Annotated in this window: 29 protein-coding genes; 23 read left to right on the forward strand and 6 right to left on the reverse strand. The window is 66.7% G+C overall.

What is annotated here, in order from left to right; all coding sequences use genetic code 11:
* Positions 1-107: 107 nt before the first annotated feature.
* From OG223_RS31565 to OG223_RS31575, 3 genes are all read right to left on the reverse strand, one after another.
* Positions 108-722 carry a Uma2 family endonuclease gene (locus tag OG223_RS31565; protein ID WP_329255910.1) on the reverse strand — a complete coding sequence of 205 codons (615 nt, stop codon included), beginning with the start codon at positions 720-722 and terminating at the stop codon, positions 108-110.
* Between the two features lie 52 nt (positions 723-774).
* Entirely contained in the window at positions 775-1,650 is an 876-nt protein-coding gene (locus OG223_RS31570; protein ID WP_329255912.1) for a helix-turn-helix domain-containing protein, read from the reverse strand.
* 206 nt (positions 1,651-1,856) lie between these two features.
* Positions 1,857-2,354 carry an ATP-binding protein gene (locus OG223_RS31575; RefSeq protein WP_329255914.1) on the reverse strand — a complete coding sequence of 166 codons (498 nt, stop codon included), beginning with the start codon at positions 2,352-2,354 and terminating at the stop codon, positions 1,857-1,859.
* Positions 2,355-2,494: 140 nt separating this feature from the next.
* Here OG223_RS31575 and OG223_RS31580 point away from each other — a divergent pair, with 140 nt between their 5' ends.
* Both OG223_RS31580 and OG223_RS31585 read left to right on the forward strand, forming a co-directional pair.
* On the forward strand, positions 2,495-3,364 hold the full coding sequence (locus tag OG223_RS31580) for a helix-turn-helix domain-containing protein (RefSeq protein ID WP_329255916.1): 870 nt from the start codon (positions 2,495-2,497) through the stop codon (positions 3,362-3,364).
* On the forward strand, positions 3,361-3,552 hold the full coding sequence (locus OG223_RS31585; protein ID WP_329255918.1) for a DUF397 domain-containing protein: 192 nt from the start codon (positions 3,361-3,363) through the stop codon (positions 3,550-3,552). Before OG223_RS31580 ends, OG223_RS31585 begins: the two co-directional genes overlap by 4 nt.
* Before the next feature lie 48 nt (positions 3,553-3,600).
* On the opposite strand, the gene OG223_RS31590 is transcribed toward OG223_RS31585, so the two are convergent.
* A complete protein-coding gene (locus tag OG223_RS31590) occupies positions 3,601-4,755 on the reverse strand; it encodes a right-handed parallel beta-helix repeat-containing protein (protein ID WP_443073765.1) in 1,155 nt (384 codons plus the stop codon).
* A gap of 620 nt (positions 4,756-5,375) precedes the next feature.
* On the opposite strand from OG223_RS31590, the gene rpsJ reads away from it, so the two are divergent.
* From rpsJ to rplO, 21 genes are all read left to right on the forward strand, one after another.
* Entirely contained in the window at positions 5,376-5,684 is a 309-nt protein-coding gene (gene rpsJ / locus OG223_RS31595; RefSeq protein ID WP_003948644.1) for a 30S ribosomal protein S10, read from the forward strand.
* Positions 5,685-5,701: 17 nt separating this feature from the next.
* Entirely contained in the window at positions 5,702-6,346 is a 645-nt protein-coding gene (gene rplC, locus OG223_RS31600) for a 50S ribosomal protein L3 (RefSeq protein ID WP_329255920.1), read from the forward strand.
* A 1-nt stretch (position 6,347) separates the two neighbouring features.
* Entirely contained in the window at positions 6,348-7,004 is a 657-nt protein-coding gene (gene rplD, locus OG223_RS31605) for a 50S ribosomal protein L4 (RefSeq protein ID WP_200681735.1), read from the forward strand.
* Positions 7,004-7,423, forward strand: coding sequence for a 50S ribosomal protein L23 (gene rplW, locus OG223_RS31610; RefSeq protein WP_200681734.1), 420 nt, complete (start codon positions 7,004-7,006; stop codon positions 7,421-7,423). Before rplD ends, rplW begins: the two co-directional genes overlap by 1 nt.
* 38 nt (positions 7,424-7,461) lie before the next feature.
* Positions 7,462-8,298 carry a 50S ribosomal protein L2 gene (rplB, locus tag OG223_RS31615; protein ID WP_329255922.1) on the forward strand — a complete coding sequence of 279 codons (837 nt, stop codon included), beginning with the start codon at positions 7,462-7,464 and terminating at the stop codon, positions 8,296-8,298.
* Positions 8,299-8,310: 12 nt separating this feature from the next.
* Positions 8,311-8,592 (forward strand): 30S ribosomal protein S19, encoded by a 282-nt coding sequence (gene rpsS / locus OG223_RS31620; RefSeq protein WP_328680113.1) that lies wholly within the window; start codon positions 8,311-8,313, stop codon positions 8,590-8,592.
* Positions 8,593-8,632: 40 nt separating this feature from the next.
* Positions 8,633-8,980 carry a 50S ribosomal protein L22 gene (rplV, locus tag OG223_RS31625; RefSeq protein WP_006604878.1) on the forward strand — a complete coding sequence of 116 codons (348 nt, stop codon included), beginning with the start codon at positions 8,633-8,635 and terminating at the stop codon, positions 8,978-8,980.
* Entirely contained in the window at positions 8,980-9,834 is an 855-nt protein-coding gene (rpsC, locus tag OG223_RS31630; protein ID WP_329255924.1) for a 30S ribosomal protein S3, read from the forward strand. The genes rplV and rpsC overlap by 1 nt, the downstream gene beginning before the upstream one ends.
* Before the next feature lie 5 nt (positions 9,835-9,839).
* Entirely contained in the window at positions 9,840-10,259 is a 420-nt protein-coding gene (gene rplP / locus OG223_RS31635; RefSeq protein WP_010986348.1) for a 50S ribosomal protein L16, read from the forward strand.
* Positions 10,259-10,483 (forward strand): 50S ribosomal protein L29, encoded by a 225-nt coding sequence (gene rpmC, locus OG223_RS31640; RefSeq protein WP_005481220.1) that lies wholly within the window; start codon positions 10,259-10,261, stop codon positions 10,481-10,483. The genes rplP and rpmC overlap by 1 nt, the downstream gene beginning before the upstream one ends.
* On the forward strand, positions 10,483-10,770 hold the full coding sequence (gene rpsQ / locus OG223_RS31645) for a 30S ribosomal protein S17 (RefSeq protein WP_317880218.1): 288 nt from the start codon (positions 10,483-10,485) through the stop codon (positions 10,768-10,770). Before rpmC ends, rpsQ begins: the two co-directional genes overlap by 1 nt.
* A 95-nt stretch (positions 10,771-10,865) precedes the next feature.
* Entirely contained in the window at positions 10,866-11,234 is a 369-nt protein-coding gene (gene rplN / locus OG223_RS31650) for a 50S ribosomal protein L14 (protein WP_003998823.1), read from the forward strand.
* A 2-nt stretch (positions 11,235-11,236) separates the two neighbouring features.
* The gene (gene rplX, locus OG223_RS31655) at positions 11,237-11,560 is read left to right on the forward strand and encodes a 50S ribosomal protein L24 (RefSeq protein WP_019072281.1); all 324 of its coding nucleotides are present in this window, start codon (positions 11,237-11,239) and stop codon (positions 11,558-11,560) included.
* Positions 11,560-12,117 carry a 50S ribosomal protein L5 gene (gene rplE / locus OG223_RS31660; protein ID WP_327401912.1) on the forward strand — a complete coding sequence of 186 codons (558 nt, stop codon included), beginning with the start codon at positions 11,560-11,562 and terminating at the stop codon, positions 12,115-12,117. Before rplX ends, rplE begins: the two co-directional genes overlap by 1 nt.
* Positions 12,118-12,122: 5 nt before the next feature.
* Positions 12,123-12,308 (forward strand): type Z 30S ribosomal protein S14, encoded by a 186-nt coding sequence (locus tag OG223_RS31665; RefSeq protein WP_003948630.1) that lies wholly within the window; start codon positions 12,123-12,125, stop codon positions 12,306-12,308.
* A 213-nt stretch (positions 12,309-12,521) separates the two neighbouring features.
* A complete protein-coding gene (rpsH, locus tag OG223_RS31670; protein WP_013001411.1) occupies positions 12,522-12,920 on the forward strand; it encodes a 30S ribosomal protein S8 in 399 nt (132 codons plus the stop codon).
* A gap of 22 nt (positions 12,921-12,942) precedes the next feature.
* A complete protein-coding gene (gene rplF / locus OG223_RS31675) occupies positions 12,943-13,482 on the forward strand; it encodes a 50S ribosomal protein L6 (protein ID WP_033280021.1) in 540 nt (179 codons plus the stop codon).
* 3 nt (positions 13,483-13,485) lie between these two features.
* A complete protein-coding gene (rplR, locus tag OG223_RS31680) occupies positions 13,486-13,869 on the forward strand; it encodes a 50S ribosomal protein L18 (RefSeq protein ID WP_019055526.1) in 384 nt (127 codons plus the stop codon).
* Positions 13,870-13,906: 37 nt separating this feature from the next.
* Positions 13,907-14,512, forward strand: a complete 606-nt coding sequence (rpsE, locus tag OG223_RS31685; RefSeq protein WP_006376045.1) for a 30S ribosomal protein S5 — start codon at positions 13,907-13,909, stop codon at positions 14,510-14,512.
* Complete coding sequence (gene rpmD / locus OG223_RS31690; protein ID WP_006376032.1) at positions 14,512-14,694, forward strand: 50S ribosomal protein L30; 183 nt, start codon at positions 14,512-14,514, stop codon at positions 14,692-14,694. The genes rpsE and rpmD overlap by 1 nt, the downstream gene beginning before the upstream one ends.
* A gap of 2 nt (positions 14,695-14,696) precedes the next feature.
* Complete coding sequence (gene rplO, locus OG223_RS31695) at positions 14,697-15,152, forward strand: 50S ribosomal protein L15 (protein ID WP_329255929.1); 456 nt, start codon at positions 14,697-14,699, stop codon at positions 15,150-15,152.
* A 34-nt stretch (positions 15,153-15,186) separates the two neighbouring features.
* On the opposite strand, the gene OG223_RS31700 is transcribed toward rplO, so the two are convergent.
* Together OG223_RS31700 and OG223_RS31705 are read right to left on the reverse strand one after the other, a co-directional pair.
* A complete protein-coding gene (locus OG223_RS31700; RefSeq protein WP_329255931.1) occupies positions 15,187-15,351 on the reverse strand; it encodes a hypothetical protein in 165 nt (54 codons plus the stop codon).
* Positions 15,352-15,570: 219 nt separating this feature from the next.
* The gene (locus tag OG223_RS31705) at positions 15,571-16,035 is read right to left on the reverse strand and encodes a hypothetical protein (protein ID WP_329255933.1); all 465 of its coding nucleotides are present in this window, start codon (positions 16,033-16,035) and stop codon (positions 15,571-15,573) included.
* Positions 16,036-16,261 lie beyond the last annotated feature (226 nt).

The following is a 16,261-nucleotide window of genomic DNA, read 5'->3' on the forward strand; positions in this document are numbered from 1 at the left end:
TTCCCCCGTTGCATACGCATCTAAGGCGTGTGCCGGGAGTCTTACGCTGCGCCGTCGCTGATCGGTACCCCTATGGCCGGATCGGGGTTGTTTGTGCCGGTGGGCGGTCAGGGTTGTTTCGCGGAGCCCTGATCCGGGTACTGCGGCAGGCCCTCCGTCGGGATCGTCCACTCTGCGATGGTGACGTCCTCGCCGTAGACGAAGTCCTTGCGGGTGGCGTAGCGGGGGCCGTCGGGGGTGGCGTGGATGTCGGTGAGGACGGCGCCCTCGCCCGTGCGGGGGTCGAAGATCACGTAGACGGGAATGCCGAGCAAGGGATAGTCACGCATCTTGCTCACCCAGTCGTTGTCCGGGTTGGAGCGGGAGACCACTTCGATGGCGGCGATGAGAGTACGCGGGTCGAACGCACCGTCGCCCTCCATGTCCGCCATGGCGATCACCATCACATCGGGGTGGCGCATGATGCCCTCGGATGCGGCCTCCACGTCCGGCTCTCCCGTGTGGGCCACGAGTTCCTCCGGCATGGCCTTCTCAAGGCGCTTCCGGAGGTGCAGCACGGTGAGTTCGTGCGGCTTCACGGGGGACATCATGTCGTGGACGATCCCTTCCTTGGTGATCTCGAATTTGCCCGGGATGGTGTCGTCCATGGACTCAAGAAAGTCCCTCATGGCCCGGTAGAAGCGGGAAGCGCCCTGCTGCGCGTTGTCCGAGGCGATGGTCATGGCGCTCGCTCCTCGTCGTCTGTGCCCGGGGGCAAGGATCGTCCCCTTCATGCTAGGCGGCTCCCGGAAGATCGGTTCGGCAGTCATGGCAGCGTCCTGGGGTGGGCGAGCGGAAGGCGCGGTCGCAGCCTTCGCAGTTGTGGAGCGGGTGCCGTACGGCTGGTGGTGGTGCCGGGGCGCGGAACGGTGGTGGGGGCGGCAGTTGGACTGTCAGGCGGTGGGCCAGGAGGGCTGCGGGGCGGCGTAGGCCTTCAGGCGGGAGGTCTGCGGTCAGTGCGTGGCGTACGGCTGTGGGGGTGACGTCCCGCTCCAGCCAGGCCGCGACACCGGGGGCCAGGTGGGCCGTGTCGCAGGCCGACAGGAGGAGGTCGGGGCTGTGGCGGCGGAGGTCTGCGAGCAGGTCGGTGGCCGTCTGGAGGAGGGCGGGGGCCGGGTATGCGGGGCGCGGTACGGCGGGAAGCGGCTTGCGGGGCGCCCGTTCGCGCCGGGGCGCGGGTGCTTTCGGTGGCGTGTGGGGTTCTTTGCGGTCTCTACGGCGGCCGCCGGGCTGGTTGCAGGAGATCGTGCGGGTGATGATGCGGCCGTCGGGGATGCGGTGGCGTTCGCGGCGGAGGTAGCCGTGGGTCTCCAACTCCCGTAGCGCGGCGGCGATTCGGGTCGTGCCTTCCGGGAAACGGGCCGCGAGCGTCTTGATGTCTGCGCGGGCGCCTGCGGGGAGGGACTGGATGTGGACGCCGAGGCCGATCGCGAGGGCCGACAACTCCGGGTGCTGGGCGAGGTGGTTGCCGATCACCGTGAAGCGGGTGGTGTGGCGGGCGTTCTCGTGCGTGAGCCCGCCGCCGGAGGGACGGTGCCGCTGGTTCGGGTGTTTGTCGGCGGTGTGCCGGGACTGGGCGCGCGGGGGCGCGGTAATGTCGCGTGTATCCATCGGGAAGCTGCAATCTTCCTAGGTGGTCAGGCCCTCGCCTTGGGATTGCCGTCCCGGCGAGGGCCGTCGTATGTCTGGGGTTGTTTGCGCTGAGCGTAGATCACGCAACCTGCCCGGAATCCAGCCCAGTTGGTGATGTTCACCCAGATGGGCGAATGGTGAGCCTGGCTGCCGGGAGGGTGGGGTGGGGCTTGGTGGGGGTTCTTTCACCGTCGTGGTTCTTGGGAAAGAGCGCCCCTCGCACCGGAGCACGAGGATCCGTGCTCCGGTTCCGGTTCCGGTGCGAGGTCCAGTTCCGCCCAGATCGTCTTGCGCGGGCGCGGTCCCCGGGCGACGCCCCAGCGGTCGGTGAGCGCCTCGACGAGGAGGAGGCCTCGGCCGGATTCGGCTTCCGCAGCCGGGCGTTGGGGGTGGGGCAGGCGGTCGCCGCAGGTGTCGGTGACCTCGATACGCAGGATGCCGCCGACGACGTAGAGCGTGAGCCTGAAGTCCCGGCCCGGTACGCGGCCGTGCGTGGCCGCGTTGGCCGCCAGCTCGGCCACGACATGCTGCGCCGGGTCCAACGGGAGGCCCCAGTCGCGGAGTTGCCGTACCGCCAGCAGGCGGGCCTGGCGGGCGCCGTGGGGTGTGGGTGGCAGGCGCGCGCTGAAGTTGCGGACGGGGTTGGCGAGTTGGGCCTCGGGCTCCGAGGTTTCTTGATTCATGTCACTCAGCGTGGCCGACCGTGCTTGCCTTGACGTGCGATGACGCCTGTACGTATCCGCCCTGTCCCGTCGTTGTCTCGCGTTGTCTCGGCTGTCTCCGACGACGTACGGGTACGGGTGCGCGTTGGAGGTGGGTGGCCATGAGTGACGAAAGCGTGAGCAACGAGAACGAAGGCGTGGACGAGGCCGGCTGGGACCTCGAACCCGGCGACGAGAGCGCGCCGTTGGTGGAGGCCGTGGGGCGACTCGTCAGGTTCTGCCGCGAGCAGGCCGGGATGCGGGTGGCCGACTTCGCCCAAGTCATGGGGTACGGCGAGGACATGATCCGCAAGATCGAGCGCGGGGCGCGGATTCCCCGGGTGGAGTTCCTGGACCGGGCCGACGACGTCCTGAACGCGGGTGGGCATCTGCGGGCATTCCGGGAGGATGTGGAGAAGGCCCAGTACCCGAAGAAGGTGCGGGACCTGAAGAAGAAGGAGGACATGGCGGTCGAGCTTCAGCTGTACAGCAACCACAACATTCATGGGTTGTTGCAGACACCGGAGTACGCGCGGGCGCTGCTGGGGACGTGGCGGCCGACGTACTCGCAAGGCGAGCTGGAACGCATGCTGGCAGGGCGTATGGCGCGCAAGTCCATCTTCAAGCGTGAGCCCGCGCCTGAACTGAGCTTCGTACAGGAAGAGGTGACGCTGCGCCGTCCGGTCGGAGGCACAATGGTGTTGCGCCGACAGCTTGAGCACATGCTGGAGGTGGCTCAGTTGCCTTACGTGGAACTCCAAGTGATGCCAACGGCCCGCGCGAGCCATCCTGGAACGGGCGGGCGGATCCAGGTGCTGAAGTTCGCGGACGGTTCGGGGGCAGGGCGTATGGACGACGATTTCGGAGGCCGACCGGTCGACAGCCCGAGGCAGCTCCGGGTCCTTGAGCTGCGGTATGGCATCATCCGGGCCCAGGCTCTTACGCCAGAGGAGTCGCTGGCCTTTATCGAGCAAGTGCTGGGAGAAACATGATCGGCGAGGCTACTGAGTTGCTGTGGTTCAAGAGCAGCTACAGCGACAGCAGCAACGGCAACGACTGCGTCGAGATAGCCACCACCCCCCACACCATCCACATCCGCGACTCCAAGAACACCCAGGGCCCCCGCCTCACCCTCGCCCCCACCGCCTGGACCGACTTCGTGGCGTACGCCGCCGAGTAGCACCAAGTCGGTCGGTCCAGGCAGGCAGTCAGCCGGAGGGGCCGTCCCTTACGGGTTCACCACCTTGCCGCCGAACGTCACGGCGAGTTGGCCGCCCGAGGTGAAGGACCAGCCCAGGCTCCCGGAATAGGACGAGCACCGTGCCCCGTTCGTCCCCGTCCAGAACTGGTTCGAGCTGTCCGCGTCGCCCACCGTCTTGTCGTTCGAGCCGCTGACCGCGAACCGGCACGACGTGTTCGTGCGGAACACTGACGTACCCGTGTCGAACGAGAAGTTGCGCTCCGCGTTGTCGATGCCGACGTTGTTCGAGACCGCCATCGTGCCCGGGTTGCTGTTGTAGGTGAACCCGTGATGGCCGTTGCCGTAGGCGATGTCGTGCCGGACGACGTGGTTGACCGCGATGTCGTCGCCGCCGAGCTTGTAGCCGTTGCGGTCGCCGTCGCCGCTCTGGCTGCCGTCGGTCAGCGTGCCGTTGCCGTAGGAGAGGCTGTACTCGATGGTCACCGGGCCGATCGCGCCCGTGTCGGTCTTGGTGTACAGGTCCCAGCCGTCGTCGATGTTGTTGTGGGAGACGTCGTAGCGGAAGACGTTCCCGGTACCGGTCGTCAGCTTCGCGGCGAAGCCGTCCGCGTCCTCGCCGTCGGAGTCGGCGTTGTCGTGCGACTCCGAGCTGACGACCAGGTTGTTCGAGGGCCAGGACGAGCTCGGCGTGCTGGAGGAGATGCGGCCCAGTTGGAGGCCCGTGTCGCGGTTGTACGACGTCACCGTGCGCTCGATGACGTTGTTGCTGCCTCCGACGTAGATCCCGTTGTCCCCTGCGTGCGACACCGTGAGGCCGTAGAGGCGCCAGTAGTTGGCGTTCAACTGGAGCCCGCGGTTCGACGAACTCTCGCTCTGCGCAGCGAAGTTGAGGACCGGGGTCTCGCCGTTGTAGGCGGTGAGCGTGGTGCGGGCGGACGCCGTGCCGTCGGCACCCGCGGGGATCGTGATCGTCGAGCCGTAGGCGTACGTCCCGCCGCGCACATAGATCGTGCCGCCGGACGCGATGCGGCTGATCGCCGTGGCGAGGGTGGTGGGGGCGGAGAGGGTGCCGGCCGCGCTCGCGGTGCCGGTCGGTGACACGTACTGGGTGGCGCTCGCGGCCTGCGCCGGGGTGCCGGAGAGTGCTACGAGCGTGCCGGCCACCAGGCCGACACACGCCATGACTGGTCTCACTTGCATCGTTCTGCCTCCAGGGTCGTCCCATGACCAGGGGTGCCGTGCAAGGGAAAGCGCTTTCCCGTGTTCTCGTGAGGGACCGTAAGCGCTTGCTATGGACGCGTCAATGGACGCGTACTTGATTCTTATTCACAGGGGTGAACATCGATGGGGGCTGGGTGAGACGCCCGCCGCGCGCATGTGTTTGACCTGCGTCACTCCAGGGGTAATCTCTACGCCCCGATTGGCCAGCCGCCTGCCCCATATGGCAGACTGTCGGAGTTGCTCGGTCGAGTGTTGATGCTGCGCGCCTCCCGTCGGGAGGACCGGAAGCGAGTCCCACGGTACTCGTCGTCCCAACTGCCTTACGGCAGCGCTGGGGCGGACGTACGGGAATCTTTCGGGAAGTGTCAGTGCGGCGCCGGCCAGGCACCCGGTGGGCTTCTTCGCCCTCGGCTTGCGGTTCCGGAAGGGCCGTGCTTTCCCAGTAGGGAAGTTCCGAACCATGGGACTTCTGTGTCGGTGAGAGCGCGACACACCCGACCGCGTGGGTCGGAGGAATCGAAGCGAGCAGGAGGGCTTACCGGGGTGCAGAGCGTTACTAGAGACAGGACTACTGAGTAGCCATGGCGGGACAGAAGATCCGCATCCGGCTCAAGGCCTACGACCACGAGGTCATCGATTCCTCGGCGAAGAAGATCGTCGAGACGGTGACGCGCACTGGTGCGTCGGTCGCGGGCCCGGTGCCGCTGCCCACTGAGAAGAACGTGTACTGCGTCATCAAGTCGCCGCACAAGTACAAGGACTCGCGCGAGCACTTCGAGATGCGCACGCACAAGCGCCTGATCGACATCCTCGACCCCACCCCCAAGACCGTTGACTCTCTGATGCGACTCGACCTCCCGGCCGGTGTCGACATCGAGATCAAGCTCTAGGGGCCGGTGAGCTGAAGATGGCTAAGCAGATCAAGGGCATCCTGGGCGAGAAGCTCGGCATGACGCAGGTGTGGGACGAGAACAACCGTGTTGTTCCGGTCACCGTCGTCAAGGCCGGCCCGAACGTCGTGACCCAGGTCCGTACGAATGACTCCGACGGCTACGAGTCGGTCCAGATCGCCTTCGGCGAGATCGACCCGCGCAAGGTGAACAAGCCCCTCAAGGGTCACTTCGCCAAGGCCGACGTCACCCCCCGCCGCCACCTCGTCGAGATCCGTACCGCTGCTGCCAGCGAGTACACCCTCGGCCAGGAGATCACCGCCGCGACCTTCGAGGCCGGCGTCAAGGTGGACGTGACCGGCAAGAGCAAGGGCAAGGGCTTCGCCGGTGTCATGAAGCGTCACAACTTCAAGGGCCTCGGCGCCGGACACGGCACCCAGCGCAAGCACCGCTCGCCCGGTTCCATCGGTGGCTGTGCCACCCCCGGCCGTGTGTTCAAGGGCATGCGTATGGCGGGCCGTATGGGCAACGAGCGGGTCACCACCCAGAACCTGACCGTTCACGCTGTTGACGCGGAGAAGGGACTGCTCCTCATCAAGGGAGCCATCCCCGGTCCGAACGGCGGCCTCGTCCTGGTCCGTACCGCCGCCAAGGGGGCCTGACATGAGCACCATTGACATTCTGTCGCCCTCCGGCGACACCGCCGGGACCGTTGAGCTCCCGGCCGAGATCTTCGACGTAGAGAAGATCAGCATTCCGCTGCTTCACCAGGTCGTCGTCGCGCAGCTGGCCGCCGCCCGTCAGGGCACGCACAAGGTCAAGCGTCGTGGCGAGGTCCGCGGTGGTGGTAAGAAGCCGTACCGCCAGAAGGGCACCGGCCGCGCCCGTCAGGGTTCGACCCGCGCCCCGCAGTTCGCCGGCGGTGGCGTCGTGCACGGCCCGACGCCGCGCGACTACTCGCAGCGGACCCCGAAGAAGATGAAGGCCGCGGCCCTGCGCCACGCCCTCACCGACCGGGCCCGCAACGCTCGCATCCACGTCATCACCGGCGTGATCGAGGGCGAGACCCCCTCCACCAAGGCCGCCAAGAGCTTCCTCGGCAAGGTCAGCGAGCGCAAGAACGTGCTCCTGGTCATCGAGCGCTCCGACGAGGCCGCGCTGCTTTCCGCGCGCAACCTGCCCCAGATCCACATTCTGGAGCCGGGCCAGCTGAACACGTACGACGTTCTCGTCTCGGACGACGTGGTCTTCACCCAGGCCGCTTTCGAGTCCTTCGTGTCTGGCCCCCAGGCCGCTGACACCGAAGGGAGCGAAGCCTGATGGCTACGCGTCACCCGAGCATCGCCTCGAAGGCCGCCAAGGCCAAGAAGGTCGCGCGCATCGCCAAGGCGAAGCGCCACGAGACCGAGGGCAAGAACACTGTCGAGACGCCGATCAGCAAGTCGTTCACGGACCCCCGTGACGTGCTGCTGAAGCCGGTCGTCTCGGAGAAGAGCTACGCGCTCCTCGACGAGGGCAAGTACACCTTCATCGTGGCCCCGGGCGCCAACAAGACCCAGATCAAGCAGGCCGTCCAGGCGGTCTTCTCGGTCAAGGTCACCGGGGTCAACACGATCAACCGCCAGGGCAAGCGCAAGCGCACCAAGACCGGTTTCGGTCAGCGCGCGGGCTCCAAGCGCGCGATCGTGACCCTCGCTGAAGGCGACCGTATCGACATCTTCGGCGGTCCGGCCGCGTAAGCGGGTCGGATCGTCCGATATCGGACGAGGACTGAGAAATGGGAATCCGCAAGTACAAGCCGACTACGCCGGGCCGTCGTGGCTCCAGCGTCGCCGACTTCGTCGAGGTCACGCGGTCCACGCCGGAGAAGTCGCTGGTTCGCCCCCTGCACAGCAAGGGCGGCCGTAACAATTCCGGTCGTGTGACCGTTCGCCACCAGGGTGGCGGACACAAGCGCGCCTACCGCGTCATCGACTTCCGTCGCCATGACAAGGACGGCGTGCCGGCGAAGGTCGCGCACATCGAGTACGACCCCAACCGCACCGCGCGCATCGCGCTGCTGCACTACGCGGACGGCGAGAAGCGCTACATCCTCGCCCCCCGCAACCTGTCGCAGGGCGACCGCGTCGAGAACGGTCCCGGGGCCGACATCAAGCCGGGCAACAACCTGGCGCTCCGCAACATCCCGGTCGGTACCACGATCCACGCGATCGAGCTCCGTCCCGGTGGCGGCGCCAAGTTCGCCCGCTCCGCCGGTGCCTCCGTGCAGCTGCTGGCGAAGGAGGGCACGATGGCCCACCTTCGTATGCCCTCCGGTGAGATCCGCCTGGTCGACCAGCGCTGCCGCGCCACGGTCGGCGAGGTCGGCAACGCCGAGCAGAGCAACATCAACTGGGGCAAGGCAGGCCGCAAGCGCTGGCTGGGCGTCCGCCCGACCGTCCGCGGTGTTGCGATGAACCCGGTCGACCACCCGCACGGTGGTGGTGAGGGCAAGACCTCCGGTGGTCGCCACCCGGTCAGCCCGTGGGGTCAGAAGGAGGGTCGTACTCGCTCGCCGAAGAAGGCTTCGAGCAAGTACATCGTCCGCCGCCGCAAGACGAACAAGAAGCGCTAGGAGCGGGTTTAGATGCCGCGCAGTCTCAAGAAGGGGCCCTTCGTCGACGGCCACCTCATCAAGAAGGTGGACGTACAGAACGAGGCCGGCTCCAAGAACGTCATCAAGACCTGGTCCCGCCGCTCGATGATCGTCCCGGCCATGCTCGGCCACACGATCGCGGTGCACAATGGCAAGATCCACATCCCGGTGTTTGTCACCGAGTCGATGGTCGGCCACAAGCTCGGCGAGTTCTCGCCGACGCGCACCTTCCGGGGTCACGTCAAGGACGACCGGAAGTCGAAGCGCCGCTAGCGCGGGGTGACTGACCATGACAAACACTGAAGGGACAACCATGGAAGCCAGGGCCCAGGCGCGGTACATCCGCGTCACGCCCATGAAGGCCCGCCGCGTGGTGGACCTCATCCGTGGCATGGACGCCACGGAGGCTCAGGCGGTCCTGCGTTTCGCCCCGCAGGCCGCGAGCGTGCCGGTCGGCAAGGTGCTTGACAGCGCCATTGCCAACGCCGCGCACAACTACGACCACACCGACGCCGGCAGCCTCGTCATCTCCGAGGCCTACGTCGACGAGGGTCCGACCCTGAAGCGGTTCCGTCCGCGTGCCCAGGGCCGTGCCTACCGGATCCGCAAGCGGACCAGCCACATCACCGTGGTCGTCAGCAGCAAGGAAGGAACCCGGTAATGGGCCAGAAGGTTAACCCGCACGGGTTCCGGCTCGGCATCACCACGGACTTCAAGTCCCGGTGGTACGCCGACAAGCTGTACAAGGACTACGTCAAGGAAGACGTCGCCATCCGTCGGATGATGACGTCCGGCATGGAGCGCGCCGGTATCTCGAAGGTGGAGATCGAGCGCACCCGTGACCGCGTGCGTGTGGACATCCACACCGCTCGTCCGGGCATCGTCATCGGCCGCCGTGGCGCCGAGGCCGACCGCATCCGCGGCGACCTCGAGAAGCTCACGGGCAAGCAGGTCCAGCTCAACATCCTCGAGGTCAAGAACCCCGAGACGGATGCTCAGTTGGTCGCGCAGGCCGTCGCCGAGCAGCTCTCCTCCCGCGTCTCCTTCCGCCGTGCCATGCGTAAGAGCATGCAGTCGGCGATGAAGGCCGGCGCCAAGGGCATCAAGATCCAGTGCGGCGGTCGCCTCGGCGGCGCCGAGATGTCCCGCTCGGAGTTCTACCGCGAGGGCCGCGTGCCCCTGCACACGCTCCGCGCGAACGTGGACTACGGCTTCTTCGAGGCCAAGACGACCTTCGGCCGTATCGGTGTGAAGGTCTGGATCTACAAGGGCGACGTCAAGAACATCGCCGAGGTCCGCGCCGAGAACGCTGCGGCCCGTGCGGGTAACCGCCCGGCTCGCGGTGGCGCGGGTGGCGGCGGCGACCGCCCGGCCCGCGGCGGTGGCCGCGGTGGCGAGCGTGGCGGCCGCGGCCGCAAGCCGCAGCAGCAGTCCGCGCCGGCTGCCGAGGCCCCCAAGGCCGACGCTCCCGCCGCCGCTGCCGCGCCGGCTGAGAGCACCGGAACGGAGGCCTGACCGACATGCTGATCCCCCGTAGGGTCAAGCACCGCAAGCAGCACCACCCCAAGCGTCGTGGTCAGGCCAAGGGCGGTACGCAGGTTTCGTTCGGCGAGTACGGCATTCAGGCCCTCACGCCGGCGTACGTGACGAACCGCCAGATCGAGGCCGCGCGTATCGCGATGACCCGCCACATCAAGCGTGGCGGCAAGGTCTGGATCAACATCTACCCGGACCGCCCGCTCACGAAGAAGCCTGCCGAGACCCGCATGGGTTCCGGTAAGGGTTCTCCCGAGTGGTGGATCGCGAACGTGCACCCGGGCCGGGTCATGTTCGAGCTGTCCTACCCCAACGAGAAGATCGCCCGTGAGGCCCTCACTCGCGCAGCGCACAAGCTGCCGATGAAGTGCCGGATCGTCAAGCGCGAGGCAGGTGAAGCGTGATGTCGGCCGGTACCAAGGCGTCCGAGCTGCGCGAACTGGGTGACGAGGAGCTTCTCAACAAGCTCCGCGAAGCCAAGGAAGAGCTGTTCAACCTCCGCTTCCAGGCGGCGACCGGTCAGCTCGAGAACCACGGTCGGCTCAAGGCCGTCCGGAAGGACATCGCGCGGATCTACACCCTGATGCGTGAGCGCGAGCTGGGCATCGAGACGGTGGAGAGCGCCTGATGAGCGAGAGCAACGTGACTGAAGAGCAGACCGCCAACCGCGGTTTCCGCAAGACCCGTGAGGGTCTCGTCGTCAGCGACAAGATGGACAAGACCGTCGTCGTCGCCGTCGAGGACCGCGTGAAGCACGCGCTGTACGGCAAGGTCATCCGCCGTACGAACAAGCTCAAGGCCCACGACGAGCAGAACGCCGCAGGCGTCGGCGACCGCGTCCTCCTCATGGAGACGCGTCCGCTGTCCGCGACGAAGCGCTGGCGCATCGTCGAGATCCTCGAGAAGGCCAAGTAATTCCTGCGGGCAACCTCGCAGGACAGTTCCGCCAGGCTCCAAGGGCCGTTCACTGAACGGCCCTTGGGGAACCGGCAGACGATCAGGAGATAGACGTGATCCAGCAGGAGTCGCGACTGCGTGTCGCCGACAACACTGGTGCGAAGGAAATCCTTTGCATCCGTGTGCTCGGTGGCTCCGGTCGCCGCTACGCGGGCATCGGTGACGTCATCGTCGCCACCGTCAAGGACGCGATCCCCGGTGGCAACGTGAAGAAGGGTGACGTCGTCAAGGCCGTCATCGTTCGCACCGTCAAGGAGCGCCGCCGTCCGGACGGCTCGTACATCCGCTTCGACGAGAACGCCGCCGTCATTCTGAAGAACGACGGCGACCCTCGTGGTACCCGCATCTTCGGCCCGGTCGGGCGCGAGCTGCGCGAGAAGAAGTTCATGAAGATCATCTCGCTGGCTCCGGAGGTGCTGTAAGCATGAAGATCAAGAAGGGTGACACGGTTCAGGTCATCACCGGCAAGGACAAGGGCAAGCAGGGCAAGGTCATTGCCGCTTACCCGCGCGACGAGCGCGTCCTGGTCGAGGGTGTCAACCGGGTCAAGAAGCACACCAAGGCCGGCCCCACCGCCAAGGGTTCGCAGGCCGGTGGCATCGTCACGACCGAGGCGCCGATCCACGTCTCCAACGTCCAGTTGGTCGTTGAGAAGGACGGCAACAAGGTCGTCACGCGTGTCGGCTACCGCTTCGACGACGAGGGCAACAAGGTTCGCGTTGCCAAGCGGACGGGTGAGGACATCTGATGACTACCACCACCAGCCCGCGTCTCAAGACGAAGTACCGCGAGGAGATCACGGGCAAGCTGCGTGAGGAGTTCTCCTACGAGAACGTCATGCAGATCCCCGGCCTCGTCAAGATCGTGGTGAACATGGGTGTCGGCGACGCCGCCCGTGACTCCAAGCTCATGGACGGTGCCGTCCGTGACCTGACCACGATCACCGGTCAGAAGCCGGCCATCACCAAGGCCCGCAAGTCCATCGCGCAGTTCAAGCTGCGCGAGGGTCAGCCGATCGGTGCCCACGTCACGCTCCGTGGCGACCGCATGTGGGAGTTCCTGGACCGCACCCTGTCGCTCGCGCTTCCGCGCATCCGCGACTTCCGTGGTCTGTCTCCCAAGCAGTTCGACGGTCGTGGCAACTACACCTTCGGTCTCACCGAGCAGGTCATGTTCCACGAGATCGACCAGGACAAGATCGACCGCGTCCGGGGTATGGACATCACCGTGGTGACCACGGCGACCAACGACGCCGAAGGCCGTGCCCTTCTCCGTCACCTCGGCTTCCCCTTCAAGGAGGCGTAAGCGAGATGGCGAAGAAGGCTCTGATTGCCAAGGCTGCTCGTAAGCCCAAGTTCGGTGTGCGTGGCTACACCCGCTGCCAGCGCTGCGGCCGCCCGCACTCCGTGTACCGCAAGTTCGGCCTCTGCCGCGTGTGCCTTCGTGAGATGGCTCACCGTGGCGAGCTGCCGGGCGTGACCAAGAGCTCCTGGTAGTCCGGTACTTCCGGACTCCCGAAGCTCTCGGTAAGCAGAGGGCACGGTCAGGTGCCCACCCCTCCATGGCTTAGGCTAGGAGGGTTGGGCGCCTGATTGCCGCCCATACGACTTACTACGCCGTAGGTCCACCGCACCGCACCCGCCTCGTCTCGGATCGAGGAGAGGGATGGGCACCTGGAAACCCCGGCGAGAGAGGCCGAAGGCCAATTCATGACCATGACTGATCCGATCGCAGACATGCTTACGCGTCTGCGGAACGCGAACTCGGCATACCACGACTCAGTGACGATGCCGGCATCGAAGATCAAGTCGCACATCGCGGAGATCCTCCAGCAGGAGGGCTTCATCACGGGCTGGAAGGTCGAGGACGCCGAGGTCGGCAAGAACCTCGTTCTCGAGCTGAAGTTCGGCCCGAACCGTGAGCGCTCCATCGCGGGCATCAAGCGGATCTCCAAGCCCGGTCTCCGGGTGTACGCGAAGTCCACCTCCCTGCCCAAGGTGCTCGGTGGCCTCGGCGTGGCGATCATCTCCACGTCGCACGGTCTCCTCACCGACAAGCAGGCCGGCAAGAAGGGCGTAGGCGGAGAAGTTCTCGCCTACGTCTGGTAGCGGAAAGGAATCGGAAGAAGCTATGTCGCGTATTGGCAAGCTCCCCATCACGGTTCCCGCCGGCGTGGACGTCACCATCGACGGCCGTACGGTCTCGGTCAAGGGCCCCAAGGGCTCGCTGACCCACACCGTCGCAGCGCCGATCGACATCGCCAAGGGTGAGGACGGCGTGCTCAGCGTCACCCGCCCCAACGACGAGCGTCAGAACAAGGCCCTGCACGGCCTGTCCCGCACGCTGGTGGCGAACATGATCACCGGCGTGACCGAGGGTTACGTGAAGAAGCTCGAGATCAGCGGTGTCGGTTACCGCGTTGCGGCCAAGGGATCGAACCTCGAGTTCGCGCTCGGCTACAGCCACTCGATCACCGTCGAGGCGCCCGAGGGCATCTCGTTCAAGGTCGAGAACCCGACGCACTTCTCGGTCGAGGGCATCGACAAGCAGAAGGTCGGCGAGGTTGCGGCGAACATCCGCAAGCTGCGCAAGCCCGACCCGTACAAGGCCAAGGGCGTCAAGTACGAGGGCGAAGTCATCCGGCGCAAGGTCGGAAAGGCGGGTAAGTAAGCCATGGCATACGGTACGAAGATCGCTAAGGGCGACGCTTACAAGCGTGCTGCCATCAAGCGTCGTCACATCCGCATCCGGAAGCACATTTCCGGTACGGCTGAGCGTCCGCGCCTGGTCGTGACCCGCTCCAACCGCCACATCGTGGCCCAGGTCATCGACGACATCAAGGGTCACACCCTGGCGTCGGCGTCGACCCTGGACACCTCGATCCGCGGCGGCGAGAGCGACAAGTCCGCGCAGGCCAAGTCGGTCGGCGCCCTGGTCGCCGAGCGCGCCAAGGCCGCCGGTGTCGAGGCTGTCGTATTCGACCGCGGTGGCAATCAGTACGCGGGGCGCATCGCCGCCCTGGCGGACGCCGCCCGCGAAGCCGGACTGAAGTTCTAGTCGCTTCCGTAGCTAGCGGAAAGAGAGAGGTAATCCAATGGCTGGACCCCAGCGCCGTGGAAGCGGTGCCGGTGGCGGCGAGCGGCGGGACCGGAAGGGCCGTGACGGCGGCGCTGCTGCCGCCGAGAAGACCGCGTACGTTGAGCGCGTAGTCGCGATCAACCGCGTCGCCAAGGTTGTCAAGGGTGGTCGTCGCTTCAGCTTCACCGCGCTCGTCGTGGTGGGCGACGGTGACGGCACCGTCGGTGTCGGTTACGGCAAGGCCAAGGAGGTGCCGGCCGCGATCGCCAAGGGTGTTGAAGAGGCCAAGAAGCACTTCTTCAAGGTCCCCCGTATCCAGGGCACCATCCCGCACCCGATCACGGGCGAGAAGGCCGCGGGCGTCGTCCTGCTCAAGCCTGCTTCCCCCGGTACCGGCGTTATCGCCGGTGGCCCGGTGCGTGCAGTGCTCGAGTGCGCCGGCGTTCACGACATCCTGTCGAAGTCGCTCGGCTCGTCCAACGCGATCAACATCGTGCACGCGACCGTGGCGGCCCTCAAGGGCCTGCAGCGTCCCGAGGAGATCGCGGCCCGCCGCGGTCTGCCCCTCGAGGACGTCGCCCCCGCGGCTCTCCTTCGTGCACGTGCCGGGGCGGGTGCGTAATGGCTCGCCTCAAGGTCACGCAGACGAAGTCGTACATCGGCAGCAAGCAGAACCACCGTGACACGCTGCGGTCGCTTGGTCTCAAGGGGATCAACACCGTGGTCGTCAAGGAGGACCGCCCCGAGTTCCGCGGAATGGTGCACACCGTCCGCCACCTCGTGACGGTTGAGGAGGTCGACTGATCATGGCGGAGAACAGCCCGCTCAAGATCCACAACCTCCGTCCCGCCCCGGGCGCCAAGACCGCCAAGACCCGTGTGGGTCGTGGTGAGGCGTCGAAGGGTAAGACGGCCGGTCGTGGAACCAAGGGTACGAAGGCCCGTTACCAGGTTCCGGAGCGCTTCGAGGGTGGCCAGATGCCCCTCCACATGCGTCTTCCGAAGCTCAAGGGCTTCCGCAACCCGTTCAAGACCGAGTACCAGGTCGTGAACCTCGACAAGCTGGCGTCCCTGTACCCGGAGGGTGGCGAGGTCACCGTAGAGGGTCTCGTCGCCAACGGTGCGGTTCGCAAGAACAGCCTCGTCAAGGTCCTCGGCCAGGGCGAGATCTCCGTGGCGCTGCAGGTGACGGTGGACGCCGTCTCCGGTTCCGCCAAGGAGAAGATCACTGCCGCGGGCGGTACGGTCACCGAGCTCGTCTGACCTACGTCGGCAACAGCGGCCGGGGTCGCCTCTCTCACGAGGGGCGGCCCCGGCCGTTTTTTCGGCTCAGGACGGCCTGGGCGTTGTGCCGCCGGCGGTCGCGCAGCCGCAGGAACTCCTTTATCCGGGCCGGGTGTTCCTCGATGTACCGGTTCTCGTACGCGGACTCGACGGCGACCACCACATCCAGACAGCGCACGCGCTTCTTGCGGCCATGTCCGTTGTCGCGGTCGCGATCTCGGCCCTGCTCGCAGCCGCACCCCCGCCCGACCGCCGCCGCTGATCCGCCGCGGCCTGGGTCGGCGACCGGTAGTCGTACCCCTTCGACTCCATACAGGCGGACGACTGCGAGACGGCCCGCTCGATACGGCTGTCCTTCACCATCCGGTACGACAACGCCTGCCGGATCGCGCTCCCGTTAGGAGCCGATGTGTCCGCCCGGGCTCGTGTCCGCGACCCGTGTGACGGTCATGCCCTGTTCGTCGAAGACCCGGGGCGGCTGGGCGTTCTTGGTCAGCGCCCGTCCGGCCTGGCCGTAGCAGCCGTCCTGCCGGAACCGGTGACCCTGGTAGGCCGTCGGTTTCCCTGACAGCAGTTCTTTCTCGGTCCGGGAGGCGGTGTCGTCCCAGGTCGATCCGGGCGGGGCCGCGTCGGAGGCCGCGGTGCAGGTGCGGGCGGCCTGCGGGAACCAGCAGAACTCGTAGACGTTGGGCTCCGGGTTCGACCGCGGGTGCTCGTCGAGCGGATGACTCCGGTAGCGGAGACCGCGCAGGCAGCGGTTCGCCACCACCGCTTCGGCGCGCTTCAGCAGCGTGCCCTCACTGTCGTCGGGCGTGTACTTGTCCAGGGGCCGCGCCACCTGGAGCCGCTCGACGGGTACCACCGAACGCTCCGTATGGCCGGCCGCGTCGATGAGGCGTCGGTGCCGTCGGTCCGCGCCGGCGACCGCGCATCCGAGCAACCGGCCAGGTTCGTCCGCGGTGGGTCTGGCAGTTGAAGTAGTGCCGGCCGTGGACGTTCGTGAGGGCAGGGGAGTCCAGGTCGTTGTGACCCTTGCTCTTGTCGTGCCCGTAGTCGTTGAAGACACAGAGCTTGGTGCTGCTGCGGTT

The organism is Streptomyces sp. NBC_01478, from assembly GCF_036227225.1.
In the GTDB taxonomy this organism is placed as follows: Bacteria; Actinomycetota; Actinomycetes; order Streptomycetales; family Streptomycetaceae; genus Streptomyces.